The 20,851-nt window shown below is 40.3% G+C and carries 19 protein-coding genes and 5 tRNA genes; 8 read left to right on the top strand and 16 right to left on the bottom strand.

The features are described from left to right. The coding region (locus ACFSTH_RS12565) for an IS3 family transposase (RefSeq protein ID WP_377793700.1) at positions 1-173 on the top strand (173 nt) is incomplete at its 5' end. Between the two features lie 12 nt (positions 174-185). Beyond that, positions 186-479, top strand: a complete 294-nt coding sequence (locus ACFSTH_RS12560; protein ID WP_377770590.1) for a site-specific integrase — start codon at positions 186-188, stop codon at positions 477-479. Between the two features lie 220 nt (positions 480-699). Here ACFSTH_RS12560 and ACFSTH_RS12555 read toward each other — a convergent pair. The 4 genes from ACFSTH_RS12555 to ACFSTH_RS12540 all read right to left on the bottom strand — a co-directional run bounded on the left by ACFSTH_RS12555 (position 700) and on the right by ACFSTH_RS12540 (position 2,221). Beyond that, a tRNA-Leu gene (locus ACFSTH_RS12555) sits at positions 700-785 on the bottom strand. A gap of 102 nt (positions 786-887) precedes the next feature. Beyond that, positions 888-963, bottom strand: a tRNA-Lys gene (locus ACFSTH_RS12550). A 47-nt stretch (positions 964-1,010) separates the two neighbouring features. Beyond that, positions 1,011-1,085 (bottom strand) — tRNA-Glu (locus tag ACFSTH_RS12545). Positions 1,086-1,216: 131 nt separating this feature from the next. Next, the gene (locus tag ACFSTH_RS12540; RefSeq protein ID WP_377770584.1) at positions 1,217-2,221 is read right to left on the bottom strand and encodes a LacI family DNA-binding transcriptional regulator; all 1,005 of its coding nucleotides are present in this window, start codon (positions 2,219-2,221) and stop codon (positions 1,217-1,219) included. A gap of 417 nt (positions 2,222-2,638) precedes the next feature. On the opposite strand from ACFSTH_RS12540, the gene ACFSTH_RS12535 reads away from it, so the two are divergent. Together ACFSTH_RS12535 and ACFSTH_RS12530 are read left to right on the top strand one after the other, a co-directional pair. Continuing rightward, complete coding sequence (locus tag ACFSTH_RS12535) at positions 2,639-4,492, top strand: hypothetical protein (RefSeq protein ID WP_377770582.1); 1,854 nt, start codon at positions 2,639-2,641, stop codon at positions 4,490-4,492. Between the two features lie 6 nt (positions 4,493-4,498). Next, positions 4,499-4,810 carry a hypothetical protein gene (locus ACFSTH_RS12530; protein ID WP_377770580.1) on the top strand — a complete coding sequence of 104 codons (312 nt, stop codon included), beginning with the start codon at positions 4,499-4,501 and terminating at the stop codon, positions 4,808-4,810. A 108-nt stretch (positions 4,811-4,918) separates the two neighbouring features. On the opposite strand, the gene ACFSTH_RS12525 is transcribed toward ACFSTH_RS12530, so the two are convergent. From ACFSTH_RS12525 to ACFSTH_RS12515, 3 genes are all read right to left on the bottom strand, one after another. Then, a tRNA-Ser gene (locus tag ACFSTH_RS12525) sits at positions 4,919-5,009 on the bottom strand. Between the two features lie 4 nt (positions 5,010-5,013). Beyond that, a tRNA-Asn gene (locus ACFSTH_RS12520) sits at positions 5,014-5,089 on the bottom strand. 370 nt (positions 5,090-5,459) lie between these two features. After that, complete coding sequence (locus ACFSTH_RS12515) at positions 5,460-5,924, bottom strand: SprT family protein (protein WP_377770578.1); 465 nt, start codon at positions 5,922-5,924, stop codon at positions 5,460-5,462. 139 nt (positions 5,925-6,063) lie between these two features. Here ACFSTH_RS12515 and ACFSTH_RS12510 point away from each other — a divergent pair, with 139 nt between their 5' ends. Both ACFSTH_RS12510 and cmpA read left to right on the top strand, forming a co-directional pair. Further along, a complete protein-coding gene (locus ACFSTH_RS12510; RefSeq protein WP_377770576.1) occupies positions 6,064-6,426 on the top strand; it encodes a hydrolase/acyltransferase in 363 nt (120 codons plus the stop codon). Between the two features lie 108 nt (positions 6,427-6,534). Then, positions 6,535-6,681 (top strand): cortex morphogenetic protein CmpA, encoded by a 147-nt coding sequence (cmpA, locus tag ACFSTH_RS12505; RefSeq protein ID WP_377770574.1) that lies wholly within the window; start codon positions 6,535-6,537, stop codon positions 6,679-6,681. Positions 6,682-6,790: 109 nt separating this feature from the next. Here cmpA and ACFSTH_RS12500 read toward each other — a convergent pair whose 3' ends face one another. The 5 genes from ACFSTH_RS12500 to ACFSTH_RS12480 form a co-directional block, all read right to left on the bottom strand. Continuing rightward, complete coding sequence (locus ACFSTH_RS12500; RefSeq protein WP_377770572.1) at positions 6,791-7,468, bottom strand: nitroreductase family protein; 678 nt, start codon at positions 7,466-7,468, stop codon at positions 6,791-6,793. A 30-nt stretch (positions 7,469-7,498) separates the two neighbouring features. Continuing rightward, a complete protein-coding gene (locus tag ACFSTH_RS12495; RefSeq protein ID WP_377770588.1) occupies positions 7,499-9,655 on the bottom strand; it encodes a Tex family protein in 2,157 nt (718 codons plus the stop codon). Positions 9,656-9,834: 179 nt separating this feature from the next. Beyond that, a complete protein-coding gene (locus ACFSTH_RS12490; protein WP_377770570.1) occupies positions 9,835-10,488 on the bottom strand; it encodes an MBL fold metallo-hydrolase in 654 nt (217 codons plus the stop codon). A 34-nt stretch (positions 10,489-10,522) separates the two neighbouring features. Then, positions 10,523-11,089: a thioredoxin family protein gene (locus ACFSTH_RS12485; RefSeq protein ID WP_377770568.1), complete on the bottom strand. Its 567-nt coding sequence runs from the start codon at positions 11,087-11,089 to the stop codon at positions 10,523-10,525. 43 nt (positions 11,090-11,132) lie between these two features. Then, a complete protein-coding gene (locus tag ACFSTH_RS12480) occupies positions 11,133-11,744 on the bottom strand; it encodes a DedA family protein (protein ID WP_377770566.1) in 612 nt (203 codons plus the stop codon). Between the two features lie 202 nt (positions 11,745-11,946). Between ACFSTH_RS12480 and ACFSTH_RS12475 the strand changes: the two genes are divergently transcribed. Beyond that, positions 11,947-12,270 (top strand): dehydrogenase, encoded by a 324-nt coding sequence (locus ACFSTH_RS12475; RefSeq protein WP_377770564.1) that lies wholly within the window; start codon positions 11,947-11,949, stop codon positions 12,268-12,270. Positions 12,271-12,366: 96 nt separating this feature from the next. Here the strand turns inward: ACFSTH_RS12475 and ACFSTH_RS12470 are convergent, their stop codons facing one another. The 4 genes from ACFSTH_RS12470 to gltB all read right to left on the bottom strand — a co-directional run bounded on the left by ACFSTH_RS12470 (position 12,367) and on the right by gltB (position 19,082). After that, entirely contained in the window at positions 12,367-12,594 is a 228-nt protein-coding gene (locus tag ACFSTH_RS12470) for a hypothetical protein (protein ID WP_377770562.1), read from the bottom strand. A 50-nt stretch (positions 12,595-12,644) separates the two neighbouring features. Then, entirely contained in the window at positions 12,645-13,460 is an 816-nt protein-coding gene (locus ACFSTH_RS12465; protein WP_377770560.1) for an ABC transporter permease, read from the bottom strand. Beyond that, entirely contained in the window at positions 13,444-14,364 is a 921-nt protein-coding gene (locus ACFSTH_RS12460) for an ABC transporter ATP-binding protein (RefSeq protein WP_377770558.1), read from the bottom strand. The genes ACFSTH_RS12465 and ACFSTH_RS12460 overlap by 17 nt, the downstream gene beginning before the upstream one ends. A gap of 65 nt (positions 14,365-14,429) precedes the next feature. Next, positions 14,430-19,082, bottom strand: coding sequence for a glutamate synthase large subunit (gene gltB, locus ACFSTH_RS12455; protein WP_377770556.1), 4,653 nt, complete (start codon positions 19,080-19,082; stop codon positions 14,430-14,432). Positions 19,083-19,711: 629 nt separating this feature from the next. On the opposite strand from gltB, the gene ACFSTH_RS12450 reads away from it, so the two are divergent. Further along, entirely contained in the window at positions 19,712-20,827 is a 1,116-nt protein-coding gene (locus tag ACFSTH_RS12450) for an MGDG synthase family glycosyltransferase (RefSeq protein WP_377770554.1), read from the top strand. The last annotated feature ends 24 nt before the right edge of the window (positions 20,828-20,851 follow it).

Raw genomic sequence — 20,851 nt, 5'->3', positions numbered from 1 at the left:
TTAAGTGTATGAAAACAGAATTTATTTATCACATTACTTTTCATACTCTTAAGCAATTACAAATAGAATTATCCGACTATGTCCATTGGTTTAATAATCATCGTATTCATGGAACATTGGACTATCTTACACCTGTACAGTATCGATTACAAGCCCCTAAAAAAATTGTTTGATTTAGTGTTGCCATACCAGACAGGCATTTTGTGTTCACTGCTATAGAAGGTAAGCCTATGAGCCCCTACAGTGTTAATAGCTTCTGGACAACCTTCACCAAGAAACATAATCTTCGCTATATCCGCTTCCATGATCTTCGTCATACATCAGCTACATTGCTACTCAATAGCGGTGTACATGCCAAAGTGATTTCTGATCGTTTAGGACATGCCGACATTACTACCACACTTAACATCTATGCCCACACGCTCAAGACAGCTGATGAAGCGGCAGCTAATAAGTTTGATGATCTGTTATCCATATGAGTGAAAATAAGCATAAAAAAAACGGTTAAGGAGCTGCACGTCTCACCTTAGCCGTTTCTATATTTTTATGTATAATATCGCTGAATTCTATGTAATCATTTATTTTTTTACATCAATTTTACATCAATCATCAAAACCGCATCTGTTATACTATTTCCAAACACACTGTTATATAACAACAAAAACCCTTATGTATCAAGGGTTCTAACGATTTTCTATATGGTGCGGTCGAGAGGACTCGAACCTCCACGGGCTTTCGCCCACTAGCCCCTCAAGCTAGCGTGTCTGCCATTCCACCACGACCGCAAATTAAAATTTTACAACTGATAGGTACAATATTAAGCCGAATTACCCTATCGTAAAATTCAGCTTCTGTTAACTTCTATTATAGTTACACCTATAAAAAACTGGTGAGCCATGAAGGACTCGAACCTTCGACTCCCTGATTAAAAGTCAGGTGCTCTACCAACTGAGCTAATGGCTCTCATGATCGAAACACACTCCACAAGAGCTGCTCCAAAAATAAGTAAATGGTGACCCGTAGGGGATTCGAACCCCTGTTACCTCCGTGAAAGGGAGGTGTCTTAACCCCTTGACCAACGGGCCTGACATACATCGATATATACCCTTATTATAAGTATACGATGACCGCCAACACTACCGAAATCTTTTTGACGACAAGGTATATTATATCGAGTTCTATTAAAACATGCAAGTCTTTTTTTAAATTAGTTTCCCTATACTAAACTCACTTGCTGAATCGTAGATTTGCGCAATACTAGCTCAGTAGATATTTTATAGGATGGAGCAGACTGCTGTTGCAATAATTTGCTAATTAAATCGACAGCTGCATAAGCTACTTCTTTCCGAGGATAGTGAATAGTCGTTATTTCTGGTTCCGTTTGCGTAGTCATTAGAATGTTTTCGCATCCACAAATAGCTAGCTCTTCTGGTACTGCAATTTGTAATTGTCGACAGGCAGTAAGCATGCCAATTGCCATTAGATCTGATGCCGCTACAAATGCGGTAAACTTCTCGGACGAACTAGCTCGTAGGTAGCTGTACATCTGTTGTTGTGCCTGCTCTAATCGACCACCTCCTTGCAAAAAGTACTGCTCGTTAAATGTAAGTTGCAACCGCTCCATCGCTTTCACAAAGGCAATTTTGCGATAGTGATGGGGATGATTGTAGTGTTCATTTTCCATAAAAGCAATACGGCGATGCCCTTGTTCGTACAAATGAGTTAATAATTGATACATCGCCATCTCCCAATCAATATCTGCAATAGCGTCAAAGGAATGGTCGGAAGCTGCCTGTGTAATCGAAACAATTGGTAAGTTGTTAGCACGTAAAGTTTGCAGCGTCTCCGCTTGTAAAGTTTGCCCTATCAAAAGTAATCCATCTACTCTCCCAGCAAATTGATGACGAAATTCGATTTCTGTTTCAGACGAAAACGTTTGAAAGTTAAGAAAATATCCTGCTTCGCGAGCTCTTTCTTCCAAATGGTTCAATAAACCAGCTTCAAAGGGGTCCCCTAAGTAATTGATAAATACGGCTAAATTGTTAGATTTTTGTATTTTCAAACTTCTAGCTGCGTAGCTAGGTTTGTACTCCAATTCCGTAATAGCTTGCCATACTCGTGCCCGAGTTTCTTCGCTAACGCCTTGTTTATTATTCATCACATAGGAAACAGTAGCAACTGAAACACCCGCTTTATCCGCCACTTCTTTACGTGTTGCCAATAGTATACCCCCTGCCAAATCTACGTACTATCATTATCAAATATGGACTTAACTATCTTTTATCTTAACAACATTCTTGCCAAATAACAACCCAATACTTACTCGAGTAAATAACTGTTGACAACTAATCCGTTCCCGTTTATATTGTTATTTAAACTTACTCGAGTAAGAAAAGGAGAGATATAATATGAACACTCAATCGGAAACAACCAGTCAAAAGCCTATCAGGAAGGAAAATAATGATTTATTACATTTTAGCGGAATTTATCCCCAGCTTGGAATGGAACAATAGACGATCCAGAATGGGAATCCGGACTAGGAGCAATCGTTCCTTGGGCCAACAAATTATGGTACATCACTTACCCCGCCCACAAGCCTTATGGCAGTAAAGACAAATTATTTGCGCTAGATGCCCATTTGAATGTAGAAACACATCCACTTAGTGTGGAAGGAACACATGCGAATAGAATGATTCATCTTGAATCAGAACAGTTAATTATTGAACCTTATTTTATCGATAAGTTTGGCTCCGTACGAGTAATATCACCAGCAAAAATGGAAGGTCGTCTTACAGCCGTTACCAAACATTTGACTGATCCACAGAACAAAGTTGTTTTTTATACGATGGAGTCAGGTTTATATGAAGTTGATGTCCATTCGCTGCAAGTCACTACGCTATATCGAGATCCCAATCATATGAATCCTATGATGTATCTATTACCGGGTGTACATGGCAAAGGTGCTTATTCTGGGCAAGGCAGATTAGTTGTGTCAAACAATGGTTTAGGTGGCGTACTGGCGGAATGGACAGGCGAGGGAGACGCTGGAAAACGAGAAAATTGGACTATTGTCGATCAGAACAAATATACCGAAATTACTGGACCAGGTGGAATATACGGTTCACCTACCGATGAAGCTCCAATATGGGCACTTGGCTGGGATGAAAAATCAGTTTTATTAAACGTTTGTGAAAATAAGTCAAGGCAACGATATCGTTTACCGATGGGGAGTTATACACATAGTGCCGATGATGGTTGGTTTACAGAATGGCCGAGAATTCGTGATATTGGCGAAACAGATTGGTTAATGGATATGTTTGGTACGCTCTTTTGGTTTCCACCAACCTTTTCTGAAGCAAACAGTAGCGGGATTCGACCTATTTCCGTTCACCATAAAATGATCGTTGACTTTGCCAAGTGGAATGAACAGCTCGTGCTGGGTTGTAATGATGCTTCTGTACAAGAAAACCCACTTACTGGGCGGTGTCAGTCCAACTTATTATTTACATCTGTTGATAAACTGAAGGATTTCGGCAATCCAACTGGTTTTGGCGGTGTGTGGGCAAATGAAGATGTGACTGCTGGGCAGTATTCGGAACCCTATTTGTTTGCTGGCTATGAACAACGTACGTTGCATCTCTCCCATCAACAAGATGAGAAAGTAACCTTTGCGATTGAATTAGATCAACAAGGATATGGAAACTGGACGACTTATCAAACGATTACCGTACCAGCTCATAGTTATCAGTACGTTATTTTTCCCCAACAGCTGCAAGCAGAATGGATCAGATTACAGGTGCAACAAGCATCATCTAAAGTAACTGCTCACTACCACTATAGCCCTGCTACAGGAAATAAGGAGCAACCAGCAATGTTCACTGCTCTTGCCTCTATTGGCAGCACAGTAGAGCGGACAGATGGATTGTTAATTAATGCAGATGATATGGATTTGCCATTATATATGGTTCGTCAAGCACGAGATGATGTAGGTAAAGCAACACAACAAACGTTATATAAATGGAATGAACAGCTACAAATAAAAGAAGTAAAGGACGATTCATTATGTTCAGAGTTTGTGGACAAATATAGCATTACTACCGATTGTAAAGTAGACGCTGCTTCTGTGATCATTCGAGCTTCAGACGGTCAACAATATCGTTTACCAAAAAGCGCTGCTACCAAAAACAATAACTCCGTGCAGCAAGCACGGGCAATCCGCGAAGTCGTTACCGAACGGAAGTTACTAAATATTCATGGATCATTCTACGAGTTACCGGTGGATAGATCAGGAGGAGTTCAAAAAATCCAACCCATTTGCACACATGAAAAACATATTTATGATTTCTGTTCCTGGAGAGGAATGCTTGTATTATCTGGTTTAATGACAGAAAAGGAATTAGACAATAATGCAGTTAGTATCGACTCCACTATTTCTGAACACGTTTGTTATAATCACGATGTCGGGTTATGGTTTGGAAATGTAGACGACTGACGCAAAATGGGAGCACCTCGAGGTTGGGGCGGACCTTGGTGTAACAGTACTGTGCTAGCAAACGAACCTTCTGATCCCTACTTAATGGCTGGATATTTACACAAAAAATTGGCTTTAAGTCATACAGAGCAACGAAAAATTACATTTGACGTGGAAGTAGATTTCTTGGCAAATGGTACATGGGTTCACTACACAACGATAGATGTTCGAGCAAGTACTACCGTCGAACATCTATTCCCACAAGGCTATTCTGCTCACTGGGTGCGACTAGTAGCTAAAGATAATGCTACAACTACAGCTATATTTCATTATAACTAAATAACAATAAAATCTATAAACAACTAATATTAACCTACTGTGCAAAACACAAAAAACCCGCAAACTCGTCTATAGCATAAACGATTTGCGGGTATCCATGTCAATGTGTGGCGGAGAGAGAGGGATTCGAACCCTCGCACCGATCACTCAGCCTAACCCCTTAGCAGAGGGTCCCCTTGAGCCACTTGGGTATCTCCCCACATTGGCTCCCCGAACAGGACTCGAACCTGTGACAACTCGATTAACAGTCGAGTGCTCTACCAACTGAGCTATCAGGGAATATTAAAATCGACAATTATTAATATATCATGTTCGGTAACATTTGTCAAGGATTTGATCATTAATTTCCATATCACAGTGCATATCTCAAACTAAGATCGACAACTCCTACTCCTACCCTCAGCACTCCCACTGAGCGATGGGGATACGATATCCCTTTTTATTTGCCCACGCCCTACTGAGCAACGGGGATACGATATCCCTTTCTATTTGCCCACGCCCTACTGAGCAACGGGGATACGATATCCCTTTCTATTTGCCCACGCCTACTGAGCAACGGGGATACGCAATAAATAAGCAAATACGTATACTACGCCACTTCTCTTCCTATTTTAGGATAATTTCCTCTTGAAGCTATACTCGTTAATTTTTAAGTAATCTCGTATAAACGTAATTTCCCTCGACACTTGCCACATACATATTTTTTGGGATCGACTTTTCGTTTTCTCATATAAACGAGCTGACAAGCTTCACATTGCAGTTTATAACGATACGGTTCCGGTTTGCGCTGCTCACGATCGGGCAACGTCTGACAGTATCTAGCACCTCCTACATGTTGCAGCAACTGTTTGAACGCAGCATCTCGATGTTTGTAGCCTAGCCCTAGTAAATGAAGATGATAATGGCATAATTCATGTTTTATAATTTTCTCGGTTTCGTCTTTGCCGAATGTTTCTAATTGATGCGGGCTAATCTCGATGTGATGTGTCTTTGTAAAATAACGTCCTCCAGTCGCTTTCAAACGAGCGTTGAAGGTTGCTTTATGTAAAAATGGCCGTTTAAAATACTGTAATGATATTTGCTCTACCCATTGTTGTAATTGCTCATCTGTCACTTTTCGCTTATCCCTCCCTTGAAGATCATCCGTTATTATACTTGAATTATATACATCTAATACGATACACTGTCAAATAGATGATACTTTAAATCGACATTTTTTCACATGAACCTATCAAAAAGGAGTGCAAGAAGTAATGAGCCAAATGCGATACGTAATTATGCAGCAGCAAGATCAGCTATTTTTTGTAGAAATGCCAGCTACGCATGCTTATCAATTGAGTGCATTAAATTTGCGTCTACATAAAGAAATGGAGAAGTTAACAGCAGACCATATCCCTACATTGCCAAGAGCAGTAGCTGAGGGTGATAATATTGATTTGCATAGTGAACACACATCGATCATTTCTGGTATAGATTATATTAATACATTAGAAAAAGATTTTGCAGCTATTCAAGAAAAAGATTATCCGCTTATTTCGCTACTAACTGAAATCAGAGCATTGCAAGCCCAACTGGAACAATGGTATGAAGAATTAGAAGAAGGTTTACATTCCTAATTAAAAAAGATTTGTGTGGGACCTGCACTTCCAATCTGCCCGCTTCATAGGATAATAACCTATGACAATAACCTACACTAAGTGGTGAAGTTGAGGGGAGGGGTGTGCATGCCACAATGGTTATGTAACCAACTACAGCGTGCTTACTTCAAGCGTGATCGTAAACAAATAAAATTATTAAATGACTGCTGGTATTTTTATCGTACGAAATTAGAGGATGAGCAGCAACCAATATCTAATCCAGGACAACTGTAGTTATTATATACTTAACTATTACTTATATTATCAAAAAACACTCTAAGCTCTTATTAACGAAATCTCGTTATAAGAGCTCAGAGTGTTTCTTTATTTGACACAATATAGGTTAGTCGAATGATTGGTTGAAAGCTATCACTTCTGATATGGGCATCCGTGCAGTCGGACGACCAGGTGAAGCAGCTTTACCGATTGGCATCATCAAAGCTGGTACGTAACGATCAGATATACCAAACAACTGTTTCAATTGCTCGTGATCAAAACCGCCCATTGGACCTGTTTCGTAGCCGCGTGCTTTGGCAAGTAACATGATGTTCATCGCTATCATGCCAGCATCAAACAGTGCAATCGACTTCAATCTGTCGTCTGTCATCGCACCATACTGTTTTCGAAAGCTAGCTACCATTCTATCTCGAAGCGGTTGATCTGCAATACCTGCAACATATGCTGCTTCAGCTACTTGTTCACTTTTTTCATACATTTTTGTATCTGCGAACAGTAGAATAACAGCCGATGCTTGTGCTACTTGTTGTTGATTGCTAGCAATCGGTACGATTTGTTGCTGCAATTGCTTATCATCCACAACAATTATGCGCCATGGCTGCAAATTCGACGAAGATGGTGCGCGGGTAGCAAGTTCTAGCAATTGTTTTATTTCTTCTTTCGCAATTTCAAATGTTTCATCATAGTGGCGGACAGCATGTCGTCCTTCAATAATCTGTTGTAGAGTCGTGTAATGTTCTGCCGTCATAGCTACATCCGACTTCATCATCGTTGTATTTTCCATTATCCATTCACTCCAAATAGTAAGTTTGCTTTAAGTAGGACGGCGCATCGTAAGCCCTACTCTGCCCCGCTTCACATCTACATCCAACACCCATACGGTGACAATATCTCCAACCGACACGACATCCATCGGATGTTTGACAAATTTATCGCTCAATTGTGAAATATGAACTAGCCCATCATTTTTCACACCAATATCAATGAAAGCACCAAAGTCTATGACGTTGCGGACAGTACCTTGCAGTTCCATCCCTGCTACCAAATCTTCCAATTGCAGTACATCGGTATGAAAAATCGGAGCGGGTAACTCTTCACGTGGATCACGACCTGGACGCAATAAACTATCAACGATATCTCGTAACGTCGGTACACCAACCTGCAATTGTTCTGCTAATTGCTCTAGATTAAGCTGTTCTAATTGTTCTTTTAACGACTGCGATCCTATTTCACTTATTTGCAATTGGACCATTTGGAACAAACGATCTACAACCGCGTAAGATTCCGGGTGAATAGGTGTTGTATCAAGTGGATTAGCTCCTTCGGGTATGCGCAAAAAACCAACGCATTGCTCGAACGATTTTGCTCCTAAACGAGCTACTTTTTTCAATTGTTGTCGGTTAGTAAATCGCCCATTCTCTTCACGATGTTTCACAATATTGCGAGCAATCGTCGCATTAACTCCTGCTACATAAGATAATAGCGAAGCGGAAGCTGTATTTACATCGACACCAACATGGTTAACGGCAGATTCCACAACTCCACCTAACGTTTCACTTAATCTTTTTTGACTAACATCATGCTGGTATTGCCCGACACCAATCGCTTTCGGGTCGATTTTCACTAGTTCGGCAAGCGGGTCCTGTAGTCTACGTGCAATCGAAACTGCACTTCGCTCAGCAACGTCTAGTTTTGGAAATTCCTCTTGCGCCAATTTAGAAGCGGAATAAACACTGGCACCTGCTTCGTTCACAATAATGTATTTTAACGCAGCTACGCCAGTTGCTTGTTTGCGATTAGCAATCAGCTCCGCAATAAACTGTTCTGATTCACGAGATGCCGTACCATTTCCAATAACAGCAAGTGTAACGCCATACTGATCGATCATACGATTAACGATTTGCGTTGCTTCTGCTACTTTATTATTCGGCGGTGTTGGGTAGCATACGCCAACTTCTAGCATCTTTCCTGTATCATCGACTACTGCCAATTTACAGCCTGTCCGATATGCCGGATCGACTGCCAATATAGTCTGACCACGTACAGGTGGTTGTAACAGGAGATTACGTAAGTTTTCTGAAAATATTGCAATCGCATGCTCTTCTGCTTGCTCCGTTAGTTCATTACGAACTTCACGTTCGATAGATGGTGCTATTAAACGTTTATAAGCATCTTCTACAACTAACGTTAAAATATAACTAATCGCTTCATTATTACGAGCAACTTCTAATTTATTCGCTATATAGTCATAAATACGTTGTGGATCTAGCTGAAATGCTACCCGCAATATTTGTTCACGTTCTCCACGATTAATCGCTAACGTTCGATGTGGCGGTAACTTCCGTAGCGGTTCTTCATACTGATAGTACATTTCATACACCGATTCTACTTCACTATCTTTTGCTACCGTTGTTAACAGCGCTTGATCTTTTGTAAACTTTCGCACCCAAGCTCGAATTGCTGCATCATCCGCTATTTGTTCTGCGACGATATCCATCGCACCTTGCAGCGCTTGTTCTGCTGTTTCTACTGCGAATTGTTCCGATATATAACGTGCAGCTTCTTCCAAAGGCTCTATCGAGGCTGGTTTGGATAACAACCACTCTGCCAATGGCTCCAATCCTTTTTCTTTGGCTACACTTGCTCTCGTTTTCCGCTTTTGGCGATATGGTCGATACAAGTCTTCGATTTCTTGTAGTTTAATCGACGACGTTATTTGCAGTTGCAGCTTGTCTGTCAATTTTCCTTGCTCATCAATTAAGCGAATTACTTCTCGTTTACGCTCCTCAAGATTACGCATATACTGCAATTTTTCTTCAATAGATCGCAGCTCATTTTCATCCAGTTCACCTGTCGCCTCTTTTCGGTAACGGGCAATAAAGGGAATCGTGTTCCCTTCATCCAACAGGTCAACCGCTGCTTTTACTTTTTGCTTTGGCAATGATAGTTCTTTACTAACTGCTTCAATCAGTTTTACCGTTTCGGCTGCTTGCTGCTCTGCCGTTAGTTTTACCGAACTACTTCCTTGTTCTTCTGAGCTATTATCTATTAGTGTTGGTTCTTTCACTTCGTTTGTCAAAATGGAGGCACCGTCCTTTTAGCGTTCCTTAAACTTACATCAACCTATAAGCTTAACTAACGTATTATTAATTAAGCTTGACGCACGTATGGGTTGTTTTGCTTTTCGAAACCGATCGTTGTTTTGGGACCATGCCCAGGATAAACGACCGTCGCATCAGCCAGTGGATACAATTTCGATTGAATAGAATGGTACAAATCCGTTTCTTTTCCACCAGGCAAATCCGTTCTACCAATCGACATTCGAAACAAAACATCTCCAGAAAAAATATGCTCGCCGCATACAAAGCTAACACTACCTGGCGAGTGACCTGGCGTATGTAGCACCTTGAAAGTATGCCCAATAAGTTGCAATGTTTGCCGATCCGCAAGATCATATTCTGCTGGCGCTGTAGTAAGTGGTGGTGTCACATCTGACCAACGCATAGAACCATTCTTCTTAGCATCTGTTAACCAATCTGCTTCCAATGTATGTAAATATACGGGGCACTTGGCAGCCACTCTTACTTGCTCTACACCACCCATATGATCGAAGTGAGCATGCGTTAGCAAAATAGCTTCTACTTGCAAACCTTTTATTCGTTCCAGCAACCGTGCTGGATTCATACCAGGATCAACAATAACAGCTTTGTTATCTGGTGCAATTAATACGTAGCAATTCGTTTGGAGTGGTCCTAATTCATACGTTTCTACTGTAAAAGTTATCTGTTGTTGTTTATTTTCCATCGGTCTATCCCTGCTATTCCTTCGTATTTTTATATTAAATAGTTACTAATAATGAACGTATTTCTCTAACAATATCTGCTTGATACGCTGTATCTTCTCCGTAACGACGCATTATTTCGGCACGAGTTTCCGTTAAATTAGTAGCATAGTCTGCTGCTTCGCGATCCGGGTTGTTTTGCTTAAATGCAACCATCGGTTCTTGAATGTAAGCTGGACGTGGTCCCCACTTGCCAAGCACATCACCAGCTGTATTTGTAAATATAACGACTGGTATAGAGCGACCGCCTAACGTTAAAAATTGGTCCATCGTCTCCAGATGCTCCTCCATCACTAATACTTCTACTGGGATAGCGCTAGTTTCCATCAGCTGGAATACTACCGGTATGTTGCGTACAACATCACCACACCAATCTGCCATTAGTATGTAACAGTGTAAATCAGCTCGTGATTGCAACGCTTCAAAAAACTGCTGATCATCAGCAGACGACCATGCAAATCGTTGCTGCCATTGTAAAAACTGCTCTTGATTTTTACTCATACCATCGATAAATTGCTGTGGTGATTTACCTGTCCCCAATTTAAGTGCAAGGTTTATTGTCATCTCTATCCCTCTTTCTATTATTATTACCGTTATTATACTATAATTAACGTTTACTTGCTCTTCTTCGTAATATATATACAAGGAATGCAGCAGCCACTAACCCCAACACAATATAAATAATAGTGGAATATACCGACATAAAATCTAATAACTCCGTCCATCTCTCGCCTACAAAAGCTCCCAACGAAACGAGTACAATATTCCATATAAACGTTCCTACCATCGTATATAGTAAAAATGTCGGCATGCGCATTTTCGCCATTCCAGCGGGCAAGGAAATTAAACTACGAACGAGCGGAATAATCCGGCATACTAAAATAGCCCAATAGCCATATTTATCAAACCAGCGATTAGCTTTAACAATATCTTGTCCATCTATACGCATCCAACTACCTTTTGTTTCTACAAATCTCTCGAGCTTTTGCAAATTAACAATTCTACCAACCCCATACAATATCGTAGCACCAATTAGCGAACCAAGCGTGGCGACAATGACCACACCAAATACACTAAGCGAAGTTCGAGTCGTCATAAAACCACCTAACAATAAAATAACTTCCGATGGAATCGGCGGAAATATATTCTCAATCGCAATTAATAACAGAATACCTGCGTATCCATATTGTTCAATCATTTGCGTTACCCATTGTTCCATATTCATTACCTCCACTATTCAACGATTTAAGTTTGAGAAGCTACCTATCCAATTTTATGCTTGTACCTCCTATATATGCTTGTCTGTGCCGCTTTTGTAGTGCGATAAATAGTAACAACTGTCTATTCTTTCATTAGTGACCAAGTGCGAATCCGATGCATACAGATGTATGATAACTGGATAATAAGTTGGTGATAACAAATTGACAATGAGTCATATGAAAAAGCACGATCCGAAACTGCCCACGGCAAGAGCTATTCGCCGAGCTTGTAGTAAAGAATTATATCGCACCATTAAACGGCTAAAAGTATGGATTGATGATGAGAAAATAGCAGCAGCCGAACAAATTTATGTACAAAAAGTAGCTCACCACATTATTTGGATTGTAGAAAATCAACAAAACAAAAAAGCACAAGCAAACTGGTGGGCACAAGAAGTTAGTGCAGAAATTGCACAATTATGGAATGTAGATCAACAAGCATTAATTGCAGCTTTCAGTCATGCCTATACAGGCAAACAATTTTAACATAGCAAACATAAAAAAACTCGATACACTAGTTTTTATAATAGCGTAATCGAGTTTTACATAGCAATTTTTATTTTGTTTTTAACTTTTATCTGCCTAATCGTCCAAATTTTTCGTTGGTTGTGGTTCCATCGTATCTGTCGTCGTTTTACCAACAAAACCGTTGTTCATCGTTACTTGACCACCGCCAAGCCCTTCATTAATCATTCGGTCGATATCCATCTCAGCCTCTGACTTTCCTTCATGCCAACTATCCGGCACATACGTTGGAGATGAATGCTGTTTAGGATGCTTTGTTGCCTTATTATTTTTCGACTTGCTCATAACTAATCCCTCCTTATTCATCTCCATTAGAATGTGCAAAAATAGTTATTTTATGATGCGACATCTCTTTTTTTGAAAAACACCCACGTTAATATCATGAACAGCAACCAATAACAAGCCAGTACTGTTAACGAAAACGATAAGGTTAGTCCTTCACGAATTGGTGAGTTATGTAAGTAACTGACCAAATCTAAATGAATGAACAATAAATAATCTACCCATGGTTTATTAATTAATGTCAACAACATCATCATATTGTTAACGATCAGCAACATAAATAACGATATACTGATCGCCAATATATTGCTGCGAAAAATGGTCGAGATCATAAATGACATCGTTACTGTTACAATAGTCGTAATTAAATTTAATCCATAGCTTTTAAATAAATAAGCAGACGATGATCCATCATTTATTATCGCCGAAAATTCTGGATCAATCAGCGGTACTGTATTTGGTGAAAATACCGAAAATAACAGCCAGTTTATTAACAAACTGCTTGTGATCAATACAGCCGTAGCCAATATTAAAAATAAAATAGCGGCAATGTATTTGGATAACAATATTTTGGAGCGGGACCATGGTCTTATTAACAATAATTTAATCGTACCTGTTGAAAACTCCTCAGAAACGATACTAGCAGCGATCACTACAGCGAATATGGCAACTAATACGTTAACAATCGTCATCTCTAATTGTGCCACTTCCCACATAGATGTCGATTGCTTATCAAACGAAAACCACAGCAGTGAAATAAGTAATACTAGACCTGCAATAATTGCCAGCATAATATAAGTACGTGGTCTGCGATAAATTTTCATATTTTCGTTTTTAAGCAAATTCCAAAAGTTAGTCAATACTTTCACCCCCTGTTACTTCTAAGTATTGATCTTCTAACGTCTTCACTTGCTCACGAACGCTATATACTTTTAGCCCCGCGACGACAAGAAGTTCGTTCAATTCCGCTCGTGCATCTTTGCCTCCGACAGCAACTACTTGATTCGCTTCATTGCTATGCGCCTCAATGCCAGCTTGTTTAATAAGCTGTACTGCTCGCTCTGGATCATTTGTTTCTATCGTCATTAACTGACTTGCCGCTTTAGTAAATTCTTTCTGTATATTACGAATATCAATCAATTTTCCTTTTTGGATGATCGCTACTCGATCACACATTAGCTCCATTTCGCTAAGTAAGTGACTCGATACAAATACGCTCGTCCCTTCTTCTTTACACAATTGTCGCAAATAGCTGCGCAGCTCACGAATACCAGCCGGATCAAGCCCATTGGTTGGTTCATCCAAAATAAGTAGTTTAGGACGATGTAATATCGCTTGCGCTACACCAAGTCGTTGCCGCATACCAAGGGAATACGTACTTACTTTATCTTGGATTCTCGAGCGCATGCCGACCAATTCAATAACCTCTTCAATTCTTGCCTTAGTCACTCCCGGAATCATGCGTGCATAATGGAGTAAATTTTGATAACCGGTCAAATATTTATACATCTCCGGATTTTCTACGATTGCACCAACTTGACGAATCGCTTGTTCAAAATTTGTTTTGATACTATGTCCGTCTATTAGAATTTCACCAGCTGATAGCTTCATTAACCCGACCATCATTCGGATTGTTGTTGTTTTACCAGAGCCGTTCGGTCCCAAAAAACCAAACACTTCCCCCTTTGGTACATCGAGTGTTAATTGATCTATAATCGTTTTACCACTAATTTTTTTCGTAACATTTTGCAATTGCACTAATACCTCGCCCATCTAACACCCTCCCTACTTCCTTGCTATAAAAATAGCATCGTCATTTATCAATATTTACATACTTATTACGTACGAGTCATTTCTCTACGCATCATTTCAAAAGCGGAATATGCCGCTGTCTCCTCGTTCAATCCACGTGCTTGTAATTGCTTCGTTCGACGTAGTAATTTTTGATAGTCTTTTGGTATTACTTTGACAAATCGTTCCACACTTACCGCCCAATCGTCAAGTATCGTTGCTGCAAGTTTACTAGCAGTATATTGCAAATGATTTTCGATGTAATGCTTTATAAATGCGATATCTTCTTCCTCTTCTACGTACTCCAGCATAATTGTTTTCAAATTACAACGGTAATGAAAATCTCCTGTAACATCGTATACAAACGACACTCCACCCGTCATGCCAGCACCAAAGTTGCGTCCCGTTTCTCCTAAAATAATAGTTGTACCGCTCGTCATATATTCACAAGCATGATCGCCTGCTCCTTCTGCGACAATAATTGCTCCACTATTACGAACAGATAACCTAGCGCCAGCAATACCACTAATGTACGCTTCTCCCCTTGTCGCACCATATAACGCTGAATTACCCACAATAATATGGTCAGCTGCTACATAATTAGGTTTTCTCGAAGGTTTTACTAGAAGTGTACCACCTGACAATCCTTTGCCAAAACCATCGTTACCATCGCCAATTAGTGCTAAAGTAATTCCTTCTGGAAGAAACGCTCCAAAGCTGTCACCAGCTCTACCACGCAATTCGAATTGAATAGTCCGCTTCGCAACTTCTAAAGGTTTATTCTTACGATAATAGCAACTTACATATGCGCCAAGCTGCGCTCCAACGGCTCGCTCACCATCGGGTATAATAAATTGTCCCACCACCGATTCATCCCCAGCTAATGCCTTCCTAACAACCGGTATTAACTGTTGTCGATCAAAGCTAGATTGTACTCGTAGACGATGATCCACCGTTACTGCTTCTCTGTTCTGATGCCCCTTTATTGCTAGCTTCTGTTCTGGATCTACTTGTTGAAGCAATGACTCTAATTGCACACGATTCCACTTAGGAGCTTCCGATATGTCTGTAGCGGAACTATCTTCTACTACTTCAAGCTGATTTACTCGCCCAATCATTTCTTCCATCGTCCGAAAACCTAATTGCGCCATAATTTCACGCAACTCTTCAGCTATAAATAACATGTAATTAACAATATGTTCGGGATCACCGGCAAATTTTTTGCGCAACTGCTCGTTTTGCGTAGCGATACCAGTTGGGCATGTGTCTAGTTGACATACACGCATCATAATACAGCCAAGTACGATAAGAGGTGCTGTTGTGAAACCAAACTCTTCCGCTCCCATCAAAGCTGCAATTGCAACGTCTCGTCCTGTCAATAGCTTTCCATCTGTTTCTAATATAACTTGATCTCTTAGTCCGACTTCTTGCAATGCACGATGCACTTTTGTCAAACCAAGCTCCCATGGTAGTCCAGCATGTCTGAGTGATCCACTCAAAGCTGCTGCTGTTCCACCATCGTAACCACTAATGACTAACCCATTAGCTCCTCCTTCTACTGCTTGAATAGCAGCTTCTACAACATCGGAGCCACTAGCTATTTTCACATTTATACGTGCTTGTTCATTTACCATACGTAAATCGTAGAGCAGCCCCGCCAAATCATAGCTCGAATATACGTCGTGATGACTTGGAGGTGATACAAGACCTACACCTGCCGTAGTTCGACGTGCCTTCGCGATCCACGGATATACTTTCAACCCAGGCAAGCGCCCACCTTCTCCTGGTTTAGCTCCTTGGGCAATTTTTACCTGCAATTCAGCAGCAGTGACTAAATACTGATTCGTTACAGCAAACCTGCCAGATGCAATTTGTCGTATTTCACTATGACTCTGTGGGCTTTCCCCACCTTCCCCACTGTTGGAACGTGCCTGCAATCGATGCATCGCTTCTGACAAACTATAATGTGCCTCTTCACTTATAGCTCCATAGGAAGCTGCCCCTGTTTTAAACCGTTTTACAATCGCTTGTGCAGGCTCGACTTCTTCCAGTGGAATAGATCGATGAGTTGGTTTGAACGAGAGCATAGAACGAAGCGTCACATGCTTTTTACCATGACTATGAATGAGATTCGAAAACTTTTTATATAATGTATAATCATTTTTGCTGGCAGCATTTTGTAATGTATGAATCGTTTGCGGATGAAGTAAATGTTCCTCCCCGTCTTTGCGCCACTGGAATTGACCACCGCTATCCAGCTGCATATTACTTTCCCCTTGTTCAAATTTTCCGTTCCACTGCTGGACCATTCGTCGATGGGCGATTGCTTTTCCCGTTAAATCATGCAAATCTATTGCACCCAAATGAGCAGTTGTACTTGGAAAATAACGTGCTATCAACGTATCACTCAAACCGACAGCTTCGAACAGTCCCGAACCACGATATGCTTGAACAGTAGCGATACCCGCTTTACTCATCACTTTTACTATACCTCGGGTTGCCGCTTGCACATAATTACGAACAGCTTTGTCTACGGATATTCCTTTTAACACTTCATGCTCAATTAAATGAATGATTGTTGCAAAAGCCAAATATGGATAGACAGCATCTGCACCATAACCTAATAACAAGGCAAATTGATGTGTTTCCCTTATTTCACCCGATTCCACTATAATGGACACTCGTGAACGCAGCCCTACATTGACCAAATGTTGATGAACAGCAGCAACCGCTAATAATGCAGTTAAAGGATATTGCTCCTCTAGCAAATGCAGATCGGATAGTATAAGCAACGTATGACCTTTTTCAATCGCACGTACTGCTCCTTTGCATAACAGATCAAGCGCCTGCTCCATTCCTTCGTCAGCAAAAACTAATGGCAAAGTCATCGCTCTCATACCTGCCATCCGCAAACGACGCAGCTTGCCCATTTGTTGCGGTAACAACACTGGTGTATCCGCAGTAATTTTGTTTAACTGTGCAACACCAATCTGCAACAAATTTTGATCAGCGCCAAGCATCATTTTCGTTGCAGTCGACGCTTGTTCTCGCACCGGGTCAATAGCAGGATATAACACTTGTACAAATCGCTGTTTAAAATAGTTGTATACCGATTGCTGCTTATTCGATAAAAGAGCAAGTGGAGCGTCAAAACCCATCGAAACAAGCGGATCTTGCCCCATTATCGCCATATGCTCCATGATGCGCTGTATATCTTCTCGTGTATAACCATACAATAATTGCAATTGAAACAGCTCGTGCTCTGTCAAAGTATCTTGCGCTGCTGATTCTGGTAATTCATCAATATGAACAAATTGTTGCTCTACCAAAGCTTCATAGGGATTGCGATCTACCAATCGTTGTTTCATCACATCATCACTGATGATGCGAGCAGTCGTTGTATCTACTACTAATAATCTGCCCGGTCGCAGCCTGTTTTTGGCAACTAGCTGCACATCATCAAGCGCCGAGTAGATCAATTTCGAAGATAGTAACAAATATTGATCACTCGTTTGCACATAGCGTACCGAACGAAAAGAATTTCGATCAATCATCGCACCAACAGTAGAACCATCGGTAAATAGCAGTATAGCTGGACCTTCCCATGCTTCCATTTGCCCACTATTATAGGTGTAATAAGCTTGTTGCTGACTATCTTGAGGCGAAGCAGACAATGCCAAATTTGGCATCATTTGCAGTGCACAATGTGCTAAGCCATGTCCAGTCAAATAGTACTGTTCAGCTAATCTATCGGTAATGATGGAACCATAATATTCGCTTTTTTCTGCCAAAACATCTGTCGCATACTGTATATCGAGTGGATCATCCAGATCGGCAAGCCACGACACTTGCATATCCGTTTGTCGTGATTTGAGCAGATCGCGATTAGTTCGAAGCGAATGTAACTTGCCACTACGTAACATATAATGACAAGCGAGTGGCAGTATCCAGCTTTCTTGAGCTAGCATAGCTCGATAACGGTACACAATAGCAAACTTCGTTTCATAAGAAGTATCTTCCAAGTCTTTAAAAAACGTAAACCATTGCCCTGCCTCGAGCGGAGCTTGGTACGTCACAACCGTTGCTGACAAGCTGACAACCGATCCACTTGGCAATTGTTTTATTTTAAATAGCTGCTCTATTTGTTTTCGCAACCGATATAACTTCTGATCGCGTGAAAGTTGTTCCAGCTGCTCGTTACCAATGGAGGAATTTTCTAAAGAAAAAATACATTGATACATCTTCGGTACAAGCTGATCCCAACTATCTTTATAAAGTTGAGCATTAACAGGTACTTCACGCCAAATAAGCAATTCATAATGATAATCACGAATATATCGTTCTATTTCCTCCATTATCTGTAGACGGGTAGTCTCATCAGTAGGCATATACAACATAGCTACAGCGTAATTTTTTTTTGCTGGCAGCATAATCTCACGAGCAGCTAATTGCTCTCGAAGAAGTTGGTCTGGTAATTGTGTCATCAAAGCATGTCCGCTAAATGTTGAACAAGACAATGCTGCTTGTTGCGGGAATACCTCTTCGCCTCTACTCATACCTTGCATTAATTGCTTGGCATAACGAATAATCTGACTACAATCTGAACTTTGTCGAGCGACAAACGCTACCTCTGTAATAGCTGGTCCATATATTGCTGGATATTGCTCGATATTGTTTGTTACCATCGATGATTGCTGCATAAGCTGACTCCGTCCTTCCACCAATATGCTCGAATATCTATTAGTCTATCTATTATTATTAATATTATATCCATTTGTTAACATACTTCTATTATTTTATCATAGATATAGTATAGATAGACAACTAGAGCAAATTCTAACCTAAAGATAATTTTACCTAAAATGATTTTTATTGGTTTATCACCATAAGACGGGGTTGATCTCAAGTGTAAGGAAGATTTGTATCGCTAAACGAAGAATATCTGGGCGATAGAATTTCTAAAGAAGATTTTAAACCTTATCGATGGAAAAGTAGCTCAAAATGTTAGTATAAAGGACGATTAACGTGATAAATCTTCGCTAAATTTTGAAAAGGGCGATTATTTCGTGAATAGGGTGAATTATCTTCGTTAAAACCTAGCATAACCTGCCTTTAGCGGATAGTTCCATTTTTCTATACAAATTTTCACATATATCCGTTAACGTTTAAATCTTTAACTAGTCAACCCCAAGTTACGGTGATGAACCTTTTTATTTCATTTTGTTATAATTAATGGTAAGTTATCAAATAGTATGAGGAACGTCTTCAATTTTTCCTTGTATTGTTTTTGGAGGAGCAGTAATATGGAATAAGAAAAGTAGGTGAAATTATGCGTAAGAAGAGAGTGCTATTGCTGTCAGAAGGATTCGGATCGGGACATACGCAAGCAGCTTATGCGCTGGCAATGGGCTTAAAACAATTAAACCCTTCCATTCAATCGCGAGTAATTGAGTTGGGCAAATTTCTTAATCCTGTTGTTGAACCGATAATCGTTTCTGCATATCGTAAAACAGTGAGCAACCAGCCTCGCATGGTAGGCATGATGTATCGCAGTAACTATCAGCGTTCACTTAACAAAGTGACACAGTTAGCGTTACACCGTGTTTTTTATACGCAAGCTTCCCAAGTCATTTCTCAATTAAAACCGGATATGATTATTTGTACTCATCCTATTCCTAATGCGGTAGTTGCTCGACTTAAGAGATTAGGGCTGAACATGCCTCTATATACAGTTATTACCGATTATGATGCACACGGCTCATGGCTTGGAGATGAAATTAACAATTATTTGGTTTCTTCGTCCAGTGTCATGCGAAAGCTGATGGACAAAGGGGTAGACCAAGATCGCATAATCGTCACTGGCATCCCAGTTCACCCCAAATTTTGGGAAGTTCATCCACGTCAGCAAGTATTAGAACAATTTCAATTGAAAGACATGCCAACTGCACTCATTATGGGTGGAGGATGGGGGATATTGTTCGAAGATAATGCGCTCACGTATATGACCAAATGGAAAGATACGACGCAGCTTATTTTTTGCGTTGGCTCCAACGAAAAACTTCGTGAAAAGATGGAAGCAGATCCATTATTTAATCATCCGAACATTGTAATCTTTGGCTTTACGACAGAAGTTAACAAATTGATGGATATAGCCGATATACTGGTCACAAAGCCAGGCGGAATGACTTGTACAGAAGGTATGAGCAAAGCATTGCCTATGCTGTTCTACGAACCAATACCTGGGCAAGAAGAAGAGAACTGCGAACATTTTATTAATGCAGGGTTTGGTGAAATGCTTACTTCCAATGAAACAGTAGACAAATGGTTTTCTCATATACATGATCCAGCAAATAAGCAAACTTACCGGCAGCAACTAATAGAAAAACGAAATGAAAACTATAATCCACAGAAATGCCCAGAGACTGTTATGCAATTTTTGCAATAACAGTCTTTTTTTTCTTATTATAAA

Origin of the sequence: Paenibacillus yanchengensis, from assembly GCF_042684845.1 — a bacterium.
GTDB lineage: Bacteria > Bacillota > Bacilli > Paenibacillales > Paenibacillaceae > Pristimantibacillus > Pristimantibacillus yanchengensis.
This window is presented reverse-complemented; position numbering and strand designations above follow the sequence as displayed.